Source organism: Rhodoferax potami (assembly GCF_032193765.1).
In the GTDB taxonomy this organism is placed as follows: Bacteria; Pseudomonadota; Gammaproteobacteria; order Burkholderiales; family Burkholderiaceae_C; genus Allorhodoferax; species Allorhodoferax potami.
In genome coordinates, this window is the sequence record NZ_JAVBIJ010000001.1 from 1,662,874 (window position 1) to 1,679,120 (window position 16,247).

Here is a 16,247-nt window from a genome sequence, read left to right on the forward strand (position 1 = left end):
AGTATGGCCTTAAATATTCTGTCCGTAGCTGCCGGCACGTTGGCGCAGCGCTTGCACCAGAGACTCGACTTCGCGCACCAGGGAGGGGATCAGCGCCGCGACAGCTGCGGCATCCCGGAAAGCGGCCATGCTCTCCAGACGCTGAGCCAGCGCACTGGCCGGTTGCGCTTCAAACAAGGACAAAGTCGCCTTCAGGGCATGGGCCGCGTGCAACATGCCGTGGAAATCACCCGCAGCAAGGTCGGCTTCCAGACGGGCCTTGTCTTGCTCCCACTGCTCGCAAAACACATCGGCCACGATATCCACCATCTCCTGGTCAGCCTGTGTCAGCGCAGCGGCATAGTCGAAACGGGTAGCTTGTGGCGCCAACACGGCTACCTCAGTCTCAGGGCTCAGAGGCGCGGGATCAGTTTTCGCCGAAGCCAAAAACGTCAACTCGGTGATCTTCTGCTGGAGCTCTTCAGACCGTATCGGCTTGGAGACGTAGTCGTCCATACCCGCCGCAAGGCATAAATTGCGATCAGACTCCATAGCGTTCGCAGTCATGGCGATGATGGGAATCCGCCGCCCGAGCTCCCCCGCACGGATGCGCCGGGTGGCCTCCAGGCCGTCCATGACCGGCATCATCATGTCCATCAACACGAGGTCGTAGTGACGCTGGGGCAGCATCTGCAGGGCAATCTGGCCGTTGTCAGCTACATCGACCCGGTGCCCCCAACGCTCCAGCAAAGTCACCGCCAGTTTTTGGTTAATCGCATGGTCTTCGACCAGCAAAATGTCCAGCATCGGATGGGTGTCTCGGATCGAGTGGCGGGTAACCAGCACCTCCGGCCGCACCTTGTGCAGCTTCAACACATCTGACAGCAGTTGCAGCAAGTCATCACGGGCAATCGGCTTGGAGAGATACCCCGCAATACCCGCTTCGCGCGAACGCTGGCCATCGCCCTTGAGCCCCGCTGAGGACAGCAGCACCATGGGCAGCTCCTGGCAATGCGCCAGCGCTCTGATGCGCGCAGCCGTCGCAAACCCATCCAATTCCGGCATCTGGGCATCGAGCAGAATCAAGTCGCACGCAGCGGTGCCAGTCGCTGTGTCCTGGGCCTGCAACCACGCAATGGCGGCACTGCCCGATTCGGCTTGGGAAGTGCGGGCGCCAAACGAGGCCAATAGACCGCACAAGACTTCACGGTTGACCTGGTTGTCGTCGACCACCAGCAGGTGCAAGCCATCCAAACGTATGGCGGCGGTCGGCTCAAGGGGCGCGGCCAAGTCAGGGACCAGCGCCACGGTGAAATGAAAGGTACTCCCTACTCCCGGCGTGCTTTCCACCCAGATCGCACCGCCCATCCCTTCCACCAGGCGGGCGCAGATGGTGAGCCCGAGGCCGGTACCGCCGTATTTGCGGGTGGTGGAGCTGTCTTCCTGAGAGAACGCATCAAACACGCTGCTCAGCTTGTGAGCCGGGATACCGATACCGGTGTCGCTCACCGCCAGATGGAGCAAAGGCTGGCCTTCCGGCGTTTTCGACTGACGCACCCGCAGCACCACCTCGCCTTTGGCTGTGAACTTGATGGCATTGCCGAGAATGTTGACCAGCACCTGCCGCAAGCGGCCCGGGTCCCCGACCAAGGCCCTGGGGACATCGGGGGCCACATCCCACACGACCTCCAAGCCCTTGTCGTGGGCGCGCAATGCAACCGCTTTCAGGGTGTCGGCGATGGTGCGCTCGAGGTTGAACGGGATGGCCTCAATGTCCATCTTGCCCGCTTCGATTTTGGAGAAATCCAGAATATCGTTGATCACCCGGAGCAAGGCCTCGGACGAGGACTTCACGATATTCAGGTACTCCTGTTGCTCGGCGTCCAGCGTGGTGTCGAGCAGTAGCTCCGTCATGCCGATCACCCCGTTCATCGGGGTGCGGATTTCGTGGCTCATGTTGGCAAGAAAGTCTGATTTCGCGCGGTTGGCCGCCTCGGCAGCATCCTTGGCTTTTTGCAGCTCCTGCGAGATGTGACGGGCCTGGGTGATATCAGTCAGAAAGCCGTTCCAGACGATATGGCCATTGGGCTTGTACTGGGGCTGCGACTCCCCGCGCACCCAGGTGATCTCCATGGTCTCGATATTCATCATGCGGAAGTCCATGCCCCAGGGTGCGCCGGAGCGGGACGCCGCAATCAGCGACTGGGCTACCTCGTCCCGGTCATCCGGATGCACTGACTGCAAGAAGATGTTGGAGTCCTCCGCCATGGTCTCGGGGCGAACGCCCGTCATGCTCTCCGCCGCCTGGCTGATGAACGGAATCCGGAACAAACCACCCTTGGTGACGTAGTACTGAAACACCGCCACCGGGATTTGCCGGGTCACCTCTTTGAGCCGCTCATCGGCCTCTTTCGCACGCGTCACGTCCTGCCAGATGCCGGTGAATACGCGGTCGCCGTTGGGGTCGTCATCGGGTTCCGGGCTGATTTCTGTGCGGATCCAGCGTATCGACTTGTCCGGCATGCAAATGCGGTATTCGCCCTGCCACGGCTGCCGCTCCTGGGCCGCTTGGTGAATGCCATCGCGCACCACGGGCCAGTCCTCGGCCAAGACCTGGCGCGTCGCCACATGGGGGTCTGCCAGCAGTTCATCCACGCTGAAGCCACGCACCTCCATCACCTTGTCATTCACAAAGGTGTAGTGCATGCCCTTGTCGTTCACGTGCACACGGAACACCACACCGGGCAAGGTGTTGGTAATGTGGCGCAGCCGGGCTTCAGCGGCCTTGATATTCACTTCCATGCGTTTGCGCGCCGAAATATCGGTGCGGATCGCGATATACATGGTCGGGGTACCGGACTCATCTTTGAGCGGAACAATCGTTGCATCGACCCAGTACAAGTGCCCGTCTTTGGCGCGGTTGCAAATCTCGCCCCGCCAGACCCGTCCAGCGGAAATGACACCCCACAAGTTGGTGAAATACACCTGATCTTGCGTCCCGGAGTTGATCATGCGGTGGTTCTGACCGATCAACTCCGCCCGGGTGTAACCGCTGATCTGGCAGAAGCGGTCGTTGGCATACAGAATGTCGCCCGCCGCATTGGTAGTGCTGACGATGGCGTGTTGGTCGAGTGCAAATTTCTGGTTGGCAAGGTCGGTGAGTGCGAACTGGAGGTCTTTTTGACTTTCCTCCTTTTGGCGCACCAGTGTCCCCATCAGCTCGGACAAATCTTCAAGCGAGTCGCCCTTCAAGGGCGGGTGATGCGGATCCAACTGGAGCATCAGCTCGGTGGCGGTGGCCCGCAAGGAGTCCATAGCCCGGGTGCGGCTTTCCAGCTCGTTGCGCAGGCGGGTATTGCTGGCTGTCAGGTCTTGGGAGCTGAGCTCCAGGCTCAGGGCCTTGAGGGCCAAGTCCCGGTCGTTTTGCCGGTAAGCGTCCTCCACCCGGCTCATCAACGGGCCTAAGCCACTCAGAACCTTCGCAACCGCTGGGGAAACGCCCCCTGCGCTTGCCAGCGCCTCGAGCTCCTGCTGGACAGCGGGCCAAGCATCTCCGTCCAGCCCGAAGTGGCGCTTGACCTGGCGCGCCAATAATTTGTGTTGCAGGGGGCGGGAGGCCTCAGTCATGCCGCTTCCGAGAAATAGGTGATCGTCATGGTTTGGTTGTGCAACAAACAGGCTGCCCCATTGTGCGCCGGGCTGATTTCGCCATACGAATAAAAGCCGGCCAATGTGGCCTCATCACCCAGTACCGAGGCAACCGCCTCGATTTCTTCCTCGACCCGACCACCCATCACGACTTTGCGACCGACGCAGCTCACCATCAACGCGAGCCCGGGGCATTGGGCCACCGCCAGGCTTTGCGCCGCCTGCTCTGCCCCTTGAACCAGCGCATCCGTGCCAGCCTGCATCATGCGCACGTAACTCCCCTCCTCGACCTCGCCCGCCAAAGTGATACTGCCAGCCGATTCATCCACACTCAAAATAGTGCGCAACAAGCCGTCCGCCGCCTGGTCCGCAGCCACCACAGAAAAAGGGAACAAGAGGCCGGAAGCCGGCAGGTCTTTGGCGTAATCGCCCAAATACCGTTTGTAGGTGCTCAAGGCCGGCTCATCATCCAGCGAATACAGCACATTGCGGTCAGCGCGGGTGACGCGCCTGGTGGGGCCAAAGGCACTCCAACCACCAAAGACCCCATGCGAAACCGACAAACCGTCGCCGTAAAGGCCGGCACAGACCAGCCGGTTGTCGCTCACGCCTTGGTTGTCCATGACCACCGTTTGCTGAAACGCCCCGCCGTCGCCGGCCATGCCCCCCACCAGCGGCACTTGGTCGCCCAGCACCCGTGTCATGCCCGCGATCAGCGCAGTACCATTCATCTTGACACCTTGGGCCAGCACCACCACCGCCCGCAGCCCGGCGCGCGGAAGGCCGCCTGCCAGGCGGATGCCTGCATCCAACGAGTCGTCCATGTCGCGGAGTTCGGTGGATGACTGCAGGGTGCGCACATTCACCCAGCGCACGGCTGAGAGAGTCAAGGAATCGTCACCCACCCCGCCCGAAGAAATTTCGCCAGCAGTGCTGCAACCCATCACCACAGCACCCGGCACCGCCTGGAGCAAGGCGGCGTGGGCCTGGCGCAAAAGCGGCTCAGGCCCGAAAGCGAGCACCCATGTGGGCTTAAAGGCGGCCAAGGCATTCAGACCAGAGGGGTCAGGAATTCCGCCTTGCGTCGTGGTTTGAAAAATATCCATACCGGCGCTCCCTTGGGGGTTCATCTGAAGCCAGGTCGGATGATACGCCAGCCTACAGAGCTTTACTCAAAATCACACAAATACTATTAAAAACATATTTTTCGTATTTTATGATTTTTTGTACTGCTCACGCAAAAGATTTTTTTGGACTTTGCCCATGGCGTTGCGGGGAAGCGCATCCACGATCACACAGCGCTTGGGCACCTTGAAGTTCGCCAGCATGCCTTTGAGCGTGGTGACCATTGCCGGGCCGTCCAGGGTGTGCCCTTTGAGCGGCACCACCACGGCCACGCCCACTTCGCCGAAATCGGCATCCGGCACGCCCACAACCGCGCTCTCTTCTACGCCGGGCAGGTTGTTGATGTAGCCCTCGATCTCGGCCGGGTAAACGTTGTAGCCCCCACTGATGATCAAGTCTTTGCTGCGCCCGACGATCGTGACATAGCCCTTGGCATCCACAAAGCCCACGTCACCGGTTTTGAAGAAGCCGTCTGCAGTGAACTCCTGGGCCGTTTTCTCGGGCATTTGCCAGTAGCCCTGAAACACGTTGGAGCCCTTGACCTCGATGCCGCCGGTCTCTCCGGTGGGCACAGGCTGCCCCGCCTCATCCCGCACCCGCAGCTGCACGCCGGGCAAGGGCCGGCCCACGGTGCCCACCATGCGCTCACCGTCTGCCGATTTGCACGGGTTAGAGGTCAGCATCACCGTCTCTGACATGCCGTAGCGCTCCAGAATCGTGTGCCCGGTGCGCGCCTGCCATTGGCGGTGCGTGTCGACCAGCATGGGTGCAGAGCCCGAGATAAACAGGCGCATGTGGCGGGTGGACTGGGCGTCCAGCCCTGCCTCGGCCAGCAAGCGCACATACAGGGTGGGCACGCCCATGAACACAGTCGCCCGCGCCATGAGCCGCAAGGCGGTGGCGGGCTCGAACTTGGCGCACCAAAGCATGGTGCTGCCGTTAATGAGCGCGCCGTGAATGGCCACAAACAATCCATGCACATGGAATATTGGGAGTGCATGGATCAACACGTCGCCAGCCTTCCAGTCCCAGTGTTGCTGCAGCACCTGCGCATTGCTCAGCAGGTTGCCATGGCTCAGCATCGCACCTTTGCTGCGGCCGGTGGTGCCACTGGTGTAAATGATGGCGGCCAGATCGTCCGGGGCCCGCGGTACCGGTGTGTGGGTGCGCGGGTAGTGCGAGGCGCGCTCCAGCAGCGTCCCGGTGCGATCGTCATTGAGCGAAAACACATGCCGGGTGCCGGCCAGGAAAGCCATCTTGCTGAGCCAGCCAAAGTTGCGGCCTGCGCACACCAGCACCGCGGGTTTGGCATCGCCCAAGAAATATTCCATTTCCGCGCTTTGGTAGGCGGTGTTCAGCGGCAGGTAAACGAGCCCGGCACGCAACGTTGCGAGATACAAGACCAAGGCCTCGACCGACTTGTCCACCTGTACCGCCACCCGGCTGCCGGGTGCTAGGTCCAAGAATCCGAATAGATTGGCCACCATGGCGGTGGCCTCGTCGAGGTCGCGCCAGGAGTAGTGCAAACCGCTATCAGTCTCTACCGCGGTGCGGGTCATGTCGGCCGGAAAAGCTGCGCGCAATGCGGTGAACAAATTCGCGTCAGGTGCCGCAAGGGTTTTGTTGTTGCTCATAGGGTGCGTGAAATCAAAAGGAAAAGAGGAGCCGGTCAAAACACCGGCTTGCGCTTGTCGAGAAAGGCAGTGATGCCTTCGCGGTGCTCGGAAGAGTCGGCATAGGCGTAGGGATCTCGCAGCTCACTTGCTATCAAATCAGGAGCTATATGCGCATATTCTGCGGGCGCTACAGGCTCATTTAGCCTACGAAGTGTTTGCTTGTTCAAGCGGGCTGCTTGTGGGGCCAGCCCCGCGATGCGCACGGCCAACTCATGGCCCGCACTGCCCAGCTCTGCTGCCATGCACACGCGGGTGAGGAAGCCGTGTACGAGCATGGCCGGGGCATCAAACACCTCGGCGGCCAGCAGCATGGCGCGGGCGACGGTGGCTCCGGCCACCCGCCCCACCAGTGCGGCCTCGCGCGGCGCCATCGGAAAACCCAAGCGGGCAATCGGGGCGCCAAAACGGGCGGTGTCGGCTGCCAGGCGCAGATCGCAACAGCTGGCGATCTCCATGCCCGCCCCCATGCAGTTGCCCTCGATCAGGGCGATGATGGGAACGTCGCAATCGAGCATGGCCTGCAAACCACCCCACACCTCCCGCTCATGGAAGTGCTCCAATTGGGCGGCATCGAAACGGAAGCCAGGGTACTCGGCAATATCGCCGCCGGCACAGAAGTGGCCCTGGTCGCCACGCAGCAGCACACAGCGCACGCCGGGGTCCGCCTGCACCGCCTCGAACACTGCTTTCAACTCCGCCCACATGCTGCGGGACATGGCGTTGAATTTGCCGGTGTGGGTGAGGGTCAGAGCCCATACACCGGGTGTTCCGTAGGCATCCCGCTCGATTGCAATCCCGCCTGCCATGGTGCTCCTTAGTCGAGTTTGGCGCCCGAGGCCTTGACCACTGTGGCCCAGCGCTTGACCTCGGCACTCACAAAGCCGCCGAACTGCGCCGGAGTGAGTTTGCCGAATTCGGCGCCGTTGTTGGCCCAGCTGGTTTTGATGTCGTCCGCCATGGAGATGCGGTTCACCTCTTCCACCACACGCGCCTGAATGTCAGCCGGTGTGCCTTTGGGAGCCCACAGCCCGTACCAGGTGGTCACGGTGTAGTTGGGCAGCCCCAACTCGGCCGCGCAGGGCACATCGGGAAACGCCGGGCTGCGCTTGCTGCCGGACACCATGAGGGCCTTGATACGCCCGCCCTTGATGTGCGCAGCGGAAGAACCCAGGCCGTCAAACATCATGTCCACACTGCCCGCCATCAGGTCTTGCAGCGCAGGGCCGGCCCCGCGGTAGGGAATATGGGTGATGAAGGTGCCGGTCTGCTGTTTGAACAGCTCACCTGCCAGGTGGTGCGAGGTGCCGCCACCTGCGGAGCCGTAGTTGAGTTTGCCCGGGTTGGCCTTGACCTGCGCCAAAAATGCCTTGAAGTCGCCTTGCACGTTCTTGGGATTCACCACGAGCACTTGCGGCACGTTGGCGACTAGGGCCAAGGGGATAAAGTCTTTTTCAATGTCGTAGTCCAACTTGGGGTACATGCTGGGCGCAATCGCGTGGTGCACCGCACCCATAAACAAGGTGTAGCCATCGGGCGCGGCCTTGGCCGCGATACCGGCCCCCAAGGTGCCACCGGCGCCGCCGCGGTTGTCAATCACCAGCTGGGTGCCTGTGAGCTTGGCAAACTGGGCCGACATCGGGCGGGCAAAGGCATCGGTGCCGCCACCTGCCGGGAACGGCACCACCAGCGTCACCGGCTTGGCCGGCCATTTGGACTGTGCCAGAGCGCCTGCAGGGGCCAACGCCCATGCAGCCGCCAGGGCCGAGCCGGCGCCCAAGATACGGCGGCGACTGGTGCCGCAAGCCTGGTCGGGGGTGGAAAAGTCTTTTTCATGTGCCATGTCTGTCTCCTGCTTATTGTTGGGGTTACACACTGTCGCTGACTAAAAATACAAGGTACTCACTGCACTAGCCACCGGAATCCGGCCATGGGCCAGGCCTTCCCGGTATTTGTCGAGCCGCTGCAGGTCGTAGAGGTAATTGACCATCAGCCCGTAGGACTGCTTCAGGCCCTTGCCCGAAGGGTCACCGGCCCAATTGAGGCGCTCCACCCGTGCACCGTTGCCCAAATGGAACCGGGCAACCGGGTCCAAGGGCTTGTCGTGCAGCGTTTCGCGGCCAAGGTACTGGGCGGCACAGCGCATGAGCATCAGGCGCACTGCCGACGTCGGCTTCAGCGCCAAGGGGGTCTCGCAGGCCGCCAGAAAATGGGCCGCGGTGACCGGCTCAAAGCCGACCGCGCGGCCCAGCTCTTCGCGCGCAGAGGCGTCAAGCCGCTCTAACTGCGCAGCCGCGTTTTTTTGCAGCCAGCTCCTGAAGCCGGGAATCGGGGACAGCGTGGCAAAGGTCTTAAGGCGGGGAAACTCGGTTTTAAGTGTTTCCACCACACGCTTGATGAGCGAGTCGCCAAAGCTGACACCCCGCAGGCCATCCTGCGTGTTGCTGATGGAGTAAAAAATCGCCGTGGTGGCCGCATTCAAATCCACCGCATCCGCAGACTCGTCCAGCAGTGGGGTGATGCAGTCCGCCAGCGCATCCACCAAAGCCACTTCCACAAAAATCAGCGGCTCATCGGGCAGGCGGGGATGAAAGAAACCGTAGCACCGGCGGTCAGAGTCGAGCCGGTTTTTCACATCGGCCCAACTTTTGATGTCGTGCACCGCCTCATATTTGATGAGTTTCTCGACGAGGGAGGCCGGAGAGTCCCAGCTGATGCGGCGTAGCTCCAGAAAGCCCACGTCGAACCAGGTGGAGAACATGTACTCCATCTCCACATCCAGCGCCTGCAGCCGCTTGTCGGACTTCAATGCGCTCTGCATTTCCGCCCGCAGATTCACCAGAAAGCGGATGCCGGCCGCATCGGCGCTGAAGCGCTGCAGCAAGCGCCGGCGCGGCGACACCGTGGCCCGGCGGTAGTGGACTTCGGCGGCGGCTTCATCAGGGGTGCCGAGCGCCGCAGCAAACTGTGCCTGCGCCGCTTGGGCTTTCACCGGGTCCGCCACAAACATTTCACTCATCAGCAGCCACATATCGAGGCGGCGTGGCAGGGTGGCGCCGGCATACCAGGCCATCAGGGCCGCTGCCCGACGCCCGCCTTCAACCTCGCTCACCCGCCCGTCAATCACCGCCTGGAGCTCTTGCAAAATGCGACGCAGCACCCTGGGCGACAAGGCCTCGTTACTTTGGCGCAGCGTTCCCTGCAAACGCTCACGGGTGCTGCGCACCTGCGGGCGCCCTTTGAAAACGCTGGATGCCGCCTTCACCACTATCAAATCAGGAGCATCTTGCGCACTATTTACGGGCGCCTGCGGCACATTTTGCTTAAAACCCCGCGGCAGTAGCCGCACGACGTTGCGGTTGATCCAGGAATCTTGTGTCATGCCAATAACCTGCTCTTTCCGTAATGAGCCAATTCCCGCAAAGCTTCACGCTGGCGCAGCAAGTGGTTGCGCATGGCGGCATCGGCGGCCTCTGCGTCACCTGCGCGGATGGCGGCAAACACAGCAAGATGCTCACTGAGGCTCTGCTCCAAGCGCCCGGGGGCACGCAACTGCTGCAAGCGCGCGAGCTTGAGAATTTTTCGAAGATCCGCGATCGACTGGGCCAGCCACCGGTTGTCCGCAAGGGTGATGATGGCCTCGTGGATCGTGTAGTTGGTAGCGTAGTAGTCGGGGATCCGCCCTGCCGCAGCGTGCGCCTGCAAATTCAGGTGCAGTGCCTCAAGGGCCGCCAAGTCTGCCGCCGTGGCCTTGCGCGCCGCCTCGAAGGCGCAGCGGCCTTCCAGCAAGGCAATGACCGGAAATATGTCGTCCAAGTCCCGCTCGGTGACCTCGCTGACAAAACTACCGCGCCGCGGTTCGTGCCGGATCAGCCCTTCGGCCGCCAGCACCTTGAGCGCCTCGCGCAAGGGCGTGCGTGAGATGGACCATTCGGTGCAGAGTGCAACCTCATCCACATAAGCGCCCGCCGGCAATGCCCCTTCAAAAATGCGATGCCGCAGCCGGTCGGCTACGTCGTCATGCAAGGAATTGGGAACAGCACGCATCGGCAGACACACTCCTGAGGAACATTTCCAAGCCGGCAATTTTTCATAATTACCGGTAATTACGAAAAATCATAGAGCGCAAAACAAAAAAGCACCCCCGGTACTTACCCGTGGGGTGCTTAAGTGGAGTTCTTCGGTCAGTAGACCGTGAAATCAGGCTTTACGGCGATCTGCCCAAAGCCACAAGGCTGCGCCACCCAGAATCATCGGCACACAGAGCCACTGCCCCATGCTCATGCCCAGACTCAGTAAACCAAGGTGGGCATCCGGCTCCCGGAAGAACTCGGCAATGAAACGGAACACGCCATAGCCCAACAAAAATGCCGCAGCCACTTGCCCTTGCTTGCGCGGCTTGTTGGCATACCACCAGAGCAACACGAAGAGCAGCAGCCCCTCCAGCAGGAACTGATAAATTTGCGATGGATGGCGCGGCAGCGGGCCCCCATCGCGGAACACCATTCCCCATGGCAACGTGGGGTCCGCCACCCGCCCCCACAACTCCCCGTTGATGAAGTTGCCGACCCGCCCCAAGGCCAGCCCGGTGGGTACACAGGGAGCCACCAGATCTGCGACTTGCCAGAAGGACTTTTTGCGCGAGTGGGCAAACCACAACATGGAGCCGATCACCCCGAGCATGCCGCCATGGAAACTCATGCCGCCTTGCCAGACGTACAAGACTTCCAGCGGATGGCTGGCGTAGTAGCCGGGCTTGTAGAACAGGCAGTAGCCTATGCGCCCACCGAGCACCACGCCCATAACACCGAGGAACAAAATGTCCTCAATGTCCTTGAACGACCAAGCACCCTGCCCTGCCGCAAATGCAGGCTGACGCAGCCTGCGCGCGCCCAAGTACAGGAATAGCCCAAAAGCGACGAGGTAGGTCAGGCCGTACCAATGCACAGCGACCGGGCCCAATTGCAGCGCAATCGGGTCAATTTGAGGATGAATCAGCATGAAAACCTAAAAAGCACACCGGAGCAGCCTACTGCCCCGGTGTGCGGGCTGCTTAATCGAGCAACGAGAGGTCGCGCACGGCGCCCTTGTCGGCAGACATGACCAACTTGGCGTAGGCCTTGAGAGCGGCTGTCACCTTGCGGGGGCGTGGTTGGGCAGGCTTCCAGCCCAGCTTGTCCTGCTCTACGCGGCGGGCTGCCAACTCTTCATCCGAAACCAGCACGTTGATCGAACGGTTGGGGATGTCGATGCGGATACGGTCGCCATTGCGAACCAGGCCGATAGCACCACCCGCAGCCGCTTCAGGCGAAGCGTGACCGATGGACAGACCTGAGGTACCGCCAGAGAAGCGGCCATCGGTCAACAGCGCGCAGGCCTTGCCCAAGCCCTTGGACTTGATATAGCTGGTGGGGTACAGCATCTCTTGCATGCCGGGGCCGCCCTTGGGGCCTTCGTAACGCACGATGACCACGTCACCCGCTACCACCTTGTCGGCCAAAATATTGGCGACCGCTTCGTCTTGCGACTCCACCACGTGGGCAGGGCCTTCAAACACCAGCAAGCTGTCATCCACGCCCGCGGTTTTGACGACACAACCATTGAGCGCAATATTGCCGACCAGCACCGCCAAACCGCCTTCTTTGCTGAAGGCGTGCTCCACAGAGCGGATGCAGCCTGTAGCGCGGTCGGTGTCGAGGCTGGGCCAACGGGCGGCCTGGCTGAACGCCACCTGGGTAGGAATCCCGCCGGGGCCAGCCTTGTAAAAGGTCTTGACCGCGTCCGACGGGTTGCGGGCAATATCCCACTGGTCGAGCGCGTCCTTCATGGTTTTGCTGTGCACAGTAGCCAAGTCGGTGTGTAAACGGCCCGCGCGGTCCAGTTCACCCAGAATGCCCATGATGCCGCCTGCGCGGTGCACGTCTTCAATGTGGTACTTGTCCGTGTTCGGGGCGACTTTGCACAGCTGCGGCACGATCTTGGACATGCGATCGATATCGGCCATGGTGAAGTCGATTTCCGCTTCCTGGGCAATGGCCAGAATGTGCAAGATGGTGTTGGTGGAGCCGCCCATGGCAATGTCCAGCGCCATCGCGTTCTCGAAGGCCTTGAAGCCCATGGAGCGCGGCAGGATGCTGCTGTCCTCCTCTTCGTAGTAACGCTTGCAGAGCTCCACCACCAGATGACCCGCACGCTTGAACAATTGCTCGCGGTCGGCGTGGGTTGCCAACACGGTACCGTTACCGGGCAAAGACAAGCCCAGAGCTTCGGTCAGGCAGTTCATGGAGTTGGCGGTGAACATGCCAGAGCAAGAGCCGCAGGTGGGGCAGGCAGAGCGCTCGACTTCCGCAACATCCGCATCGCTGACCTTGTCGTCTGCGGCCATGACCATGGCATCGACCAAGTCGAGCTTTCGGAACTCAATTTTCTGGGTCGTGGGGTTGAGCAACTTGACCTTGCCGGCCTCCATCGGGCCGCCGGACACAAAAACCACGGGAATGTTCAGGCGCATAGCGGCCATCAACATGCCGGGGGTGATCTTGTCGCAATTGGAGATACACACCATGGCATCGGCGCAGTGCGCGTTAACCATGTATTCCACGCTGTCAGCAATGATGTCGCGGCTAGGCAGCGAATACAACATGCCGTCATGGCCCATGGCGATACCGTCGTCCACGGCAATCGTGTTGAACTCTTTGGCAACACCGCCCGCTGCCTCGATCTCGCGCGCGACCAACTGACCCAAGTCTTTGAGGTGCACGTGGCCCGGCACGAACTGGGTGAACGAATTCACGACGGCGATGATGGGCTTGCTGAAGTCAGCATCCTTCATGCCGGTCGCGCGCCACAAAGAGCGTGCACCGGCCATGTTGCGGCCGGCAGTGGAGGTCTTGGAACGGTAAGCTGGCATGGTGTGAAATAGATATTCGGTTGAACAGAGTGGGGGCGCCAGAGATTATCCTCCAGCCCCTCAGCGACGTTTTTTAGACCCCTGCAGCCCCATGGCTTCCCGCTGGCGGTCTATGCGGGCCTGCTTGCGGGCATTTTCCTTGTCCATGGCCTTGCGTTTGGTGTAGCCGGAACTGTCCGCCCACGCCCACCAGGCAATTGCCAGTGCAAAAGGCACCAGAACCTGCCACCAAGCCCACGCGGCTACCGGCTCGATCAGCAGGTATTTCATGGCCAGAAGAATCAAACCCAAACCCAGAAAATACATAGTATTTGCTCCAATGTGTTGCCCCTGTTTCTATTGGGGGGGTCAACCTGCGTTACTACAATCCCGTTGTAGAGATGTTAGCGAAACAACAGAGGCTTCAGATGAATCATTTTCTATCGCGTAGTTGGGTGCTCTCCTTGGTGTTGCTCAGCCCCCTCGCTTGGGCGGATCAGGGCTTGGCCAAGTCCAAAAACTGCATGACCTGCCACATGATGGACAAAAAAGTGCTCGGCCCTGCGTTCAAAGACGTGGCCACCAAGTACAAGGGGGACAAGACAGCCGCAGACCGGCTTGCCACCAAGATCATGAAAGGTGGTAGCGGCGCCTGGGGCACCGCTTACATGCCGGCGAATTCGCAGGTCAGTGAAGCCGAGGCCAAGAAATTGGCGGCTTGGGTTCTCTCGCTGAACTAAGCTGGTCACTCACCACGAAAAAAGCCGCTAAAAACTAGCGGCTTTTTTTATGGGCAGGCGCCACAGGCGCCCACCGTATCGAAAAACTAAGCTGGCTTAGTAAGCTTGGCCCAGTTGGTCCAGGATGGCTGGATTCTCCAGGGTGCTGGTGTCCTGGGTAATGGACTCACCCTTGGCCAAGGAGCGCAGCAAGCGGCGCATGATCTTGCCGGAACGGGTCTTGGGCAGGTTTTCACCAAAGCGGATATCTTTGGGCTTGGCGATAGGTCCAATTTCTTTGGCAACCCAGTCGCGCAGTTCTTTGGCGATCGCTTTGGCTTCGTCGCCGCTGGGGCGGGCCCGCTTCAGCACCACAAAAGCGCAAATTGCCTCGCCCGTCAAATCATCGGGGCGGCCGACCACGGCAGCTTCTGCGACCAGATCGGACTTGGACACGAGCGCGGACTCAATTTCCATGGTTCCCATGCGGTGGCCGGACACGTTGAGCACGTCATCAATACGGCCGGTGATACGGAAATAGCCACGGTCTGCACTGCGCACCGCGCCGTCGCCGGCCAGGTAAAGCTTGCCGCCCATCTCCTCGGGGAAATAGGCCTTTTTAAAACGCTCAGGGTCATTCCAGATGGTGCGGATCATGGAAGGCCACGGGCGCTTGACGACCAAGATGCCACCGGTTCCATTGGCAATGTCATTGCCAACTTCATCGACGATGGCAGCCATGATTCCGGGCAGGGGCAGTGTGCAGCTACCGGGAACCAGCGGCGTGGCACCAGGCAGCGGGGTCATCATGTGGCCACCGGTTTCGGTTTGCCAGAAGGTGTCCACAATGGGGCATTTCTCATGGCCGACGTTTTTGTAATACCACATCCATGCTTCGGGGTTGATGGGTTCACCCACCGAGCCGAGAATGCGCAGGCTCGACAGGTCGGAGCGGTCGGGGTGCACAGAGGCATCGCTCTCAGCGGCCTTGATCAGCGAACGGATCGCAGTCGGCGCCGTGTAGAAGATGGTGCACTTATGGCGCTCAATCATTTGCCAGAAGCGACCGGCGTTCGGGAAGGTGGGCACACCCTCAAAAATGATCTGGGTAGCGCCAGCAGCCAGAGGGCCGTATGCCACATAGGTATGGCCCGTGATCCAGCCGATGTCAGCCGTGCACCAGAACACGTCCTCAGGCTTCAAGTCAAAGGTCCAATCCATGGTGAGCTTGGCCCACAGCAAATAGCCGCCTGTGGAATGCTGTACGCCCTTGGGCTTGCCGGTAGAACCCGAGGTGTAGAGGATGAACAAGGGGTGCTCAGCGCCCACGGGCACCGGTGCGCAGTCGGTGCTTTTGCCGGCAAGTGCTTCATCAAACGTTTTGTCGCGCCCTGCCACCATGTTGCAAGCCGTTTTGGTGCGTTGGTACACGTACACATTCTTGATGGACTCGCAGCCACCCATGGCAATGCCCTCGTCCACGATGGACTTCAAGGGCAACTCTTTGCCGCCGCGCATCTGGTAGTTGCTGGTGATCACCGCCACCGCACCTGCGTCAATGATGCGCTCTTGCAAAGCCTTGGCCGAGAAGCCGCCAAACACCACACTGTGGGTGGCGCCGATACGGGCGCAGGCCTGCATCGCAATCACGCCTTCAAGGGTCATGGGCATGTACACCAGTACCCGGTCGCCCTTTTGGATGCCGTCTGCCTTGAGTGCATTGGCAAACTGGCTGACCCGTGCCAACAGCTCTTTGTAGGTGGTTTTGGTGACAGTGCCGTCATCGGCCTCAAAAATGACTGCCACTTTGTTTTCGGTGGGCGTGCCGATGTGCTTGTCCAGGCAGTTCGCGGACGCATTCAACTCGCCGTCATCAAACCATTTGTAAAACGGTGCGTTGGACTCGTCCAAAGTGCGGGTGAAAGGCTTGTTCCACACCACGTTTTCCTTGGCCAAGCGGGCCCAGAAACCTTCGAAGTCTTTCTCGGCTTCGGCGCAAAGGGCGTTGTAGCCCTCCATGCCGGAGATGCGGGCCGCTTTGACCGTGGCTTCACTGGGTGGGAACACCCGGTTTTCAACCAACATGGACTCGATAGCAGAAGATGATGCGCTCACAGGTTTGTCTCCTCGGATTTTTTGAAAACTGCGCGCATGGTTATCCCATGCACTTACAAATCACTGACTGATATCGGTCAAGGCCCGCCGTCAGGCTGG

Annotated in this window: 12 protein-coding genes; 1 reads left to right on the forward strand and 11 read right to left on the reverse strand. The window is 60.6% G+C overall.

Annotated elements, in window-relative coordinates:
- Positions 1 to 9: 9 nt before the first annotated feature.
- The 10 genes from RAE21_RS07915 to RAE21_RS07960 all read right to left on the reverse strand — a co-directional run bounded on the left by RAE21_RS07915 (position 10) and on the right by RAE21_RS07960 (position 13,641).
- The gene (locus RAE21_RS07915; protein WP_313880899.1) at positions 10 to 3,606 is read right to left on the reverse strand and encodes a response regulator; all 3,597 of its coding nucleotides are present in this window, start codon (positions 3,604 to 3,606) and stop codon (positions 10 to 12) included.
- A complete protein-coding gene (locus tag RAE21_RS07920) occupies positions 3,603 to 4,733 on the reverse strand; it encodes an FIST signal transduction protein (RefSeq protein WP_313880901.1) in 1,131 nt (376 codons plus the stop codon). The genes RAE21_RS07915 and RAE21_RS07920 overlap by 4 nt, the downstream gene beginning before the upstream one ends.
- Positions 4,734 to 4,841: 108 nt before the next feature.
- A complete protein-coding gene (locus RAE21_RS07925) occupies positions 4,842 to 6,386 on the reverse strand; it encodes a malonate--CoA ligase (RefSeq protein ID WP_313880902.1) in 1,545 nt (514 codons plus the stop codon).
- Positions 6,387 to 6,421: 35 nt separating this feature from the next.
- Positions 6,422 to 7,234, reverse strand: a complete 813-nt coding sequence (locus RAE21_RS07930; protein ID WP_313880903.1) for an enoyl-CoA hydratase/isomerase family protein — start codon at positions 7,232 to 7,234, stop codon at positions 6,422 to 6,424.
- A gap of 8 nt (positions 7,235 to 7,242) precedes the next feature.
- On the reverse strand, positions 7,243 to 8,268 hold the full coding sequence (locus tag RAE21_RS07935; RefSeq protein WP_313880904.1) for a Bug family tripartite tricarboxylate transporter substrate binding protein: 1,026 nt from the start codon (positions 8,266 to 8,268) through the stop codon (positions 7,243 to 7,245).
- A gap of 42 nt (positions 8,269 to 8,310) precedes the next feature.
- Positions 8,311 to 9,807, reverse strand: a complete 1,497-nt coding sequence (locus RAE21_RS07940) for a malonyl-CoA decarboxylase domain-containing protein (protein WP_313880905.1) — start codon at positions 9,805 to 9,807, stop codon at positions 8,311 to 8,313.
- Positions 9,804 to 10,472, reverse strand: a complete 669-nt coding sequence (locus RAE21_RS07945; protein ID WP_313875876.1) for a GntR family transcriptional regulator — start codon at positions 10,470 to 10,472, stop codon at positions 9,804 to 9,806. Before RAE21_RS07945 ends, RAE21_RS07940 begins: the two co-directional genes overlap by 4 nt.
- Positions 10,473 to 10,625: 153 nt before the next feature.
- Positions 10,626 to 11,426, reverse strand: coding sequence for a prolipoprotein diacylglyceryl transferase (gene lgt / locus RAE21_RS07950; RefSeq protein ID WP_313880906.1), 801 nt, complete (start codon positions 11,424 to 11,426; stop codon positions 10,626 to 10,628).
- A gap of 52 nt (positions 11,427 to 11,478) precedes the next feature.
- Positions 11,479 to 13,335 carry a dihydroxy-acid dehydratase gene (ilvD, locus tag RAE21_RS07955; RefSeq protein WP_313880907.1) on the reverse strand — a complete coding sequence of 619 codons (1,857 nt, stop codon included), beginning with the start codon at positions 13,333 to 13,335 and terminating at the stop codon, positions 11,479 to 11,481.
- A 60-nt stretch (positions 13,336 to 13,395) separates the two neighbouring features.
- The gene (locus tag RAE21_RS07960) at positions 13,396 to 13,641 is read right to left on the reverse strand and encodes a TIGR04438 family Trp-rich protein (RefSeq protein WP_313875873.1); all 246 of its coding nucleotides are present in this window, start codon (positions 13,639 to 13,641) and stop codon (positions 13,396 to 13,398) included.
- Between the two features lie 101 nt (positions 13,642 to 13,742).
- On the opposite strand from RAE21_RS07960, the gene RAE21_RS07965 reads away from it, so the two are divergent.
- Positions 13,743 to 14,054 carry a c-type cytochrome gene (locus tag RAE21_RS07965; protein WP_313880908.1) on the forward strand — a complete coding sequence of 104 codons (312 nt, stop codon included), beginning with the start codon at positions 13,743 to 13,745 and terminating at the stop codon, positions 14,052 to 14,054.
- Between the two features lie 96 nt (positions 14,055 to 14,150).
- On the opposite strand, the gene acs is transcribed toward RAE21_RS07965, so the two are convergent.
- On the reverse strand, positions 14,151 to 16,148 hold the full coding sequence (gene acs, locus RAE21_RS07970) for an acetate--CoA ligase (RefSeq protein WP_313880909.1): 1,998 nt from the start codon (positions 16,146 to 16,148) through the stop codon (positions 14,151 to 14,153).
- Positions 16,149 to 16,247: the final 99 nt, after the last annotated feature.

Coding starts and splice junctions, on each gene's coding strand:
- RAE21_RS07930 (WP_313880903.1), bottom strand. CDS start 7,234: ATGGCAGGCGGGATTGCAATCGAGCGGGATGCCTACGGAACACCCGGT.
- RAE21_RS07915 (WP_313880899.1), bottom strand. CDS start 3,606: ATGACTGAGGCCTCCCGCCCCCTGCAACACAAATTATTGGCGCGCCAG.
- RAE21_RS07935 (WP_313880904.1), bottom strand. CDS start 8,268: ATGGCACATGAAAAAGACTTTTCCACCCCCGACCAGGCTTGCGGCACC.
- RAE21_RS07940 (WP_313880905.1), bottom strand. CDS start 9,807: ATGACACAAGATTCCTGGATCAACCGCAACGTCGTGCGGCTACTGCCG.
- RAE21_RS07920 (WP_313880901.1), bottom strand. CDS start 4,733: ATGGATATTTTTCAAACCACGACGCAAGGCGGAATTCCTGACCCCTCT.
- ilvD (WP_313880907.1), bottom strand. CDS start 13,335: ATGCCAGCTTACCGTTCCAAGACCTCCACTGCCGGCCGCAACATGGCC.
- RAE21_RS07965 (WP_313880908.1), top strand. CDS start 13,743: ATGAATCATTTTCTATCGCGTAGTTGGGTGCTCTCCTTGGTGTTGCTC.
- RAE21_RS07925 (WP_313880902.1), bottom strand. CDS start 6,386: ATGAGCAACAACAAAACCCTTGCGGCACCTGACGCGAATTTGTTCACC.
- RAE21_RS07960 (WP_313875873.1), bottom strand. CDS start 13,641: ATGTATTTTCTGGGTTTGGGTTTGATTCTTCTGGCCATGAAATACCTG.
- lgt (WP_313880906.1), bottom strand. CDS start 11,426: ATGCTGATTCATCCTCAAATTGACCCGATTGCGCTGCAATTGGGCCCG.
- RAE21_RS07945 (WP_313875876.1), bottom strand. CDS start 10,472: ATGCGTGCTGTTCCCAATTCCTTGCATGACGACGTAGCCGACCGGCTG.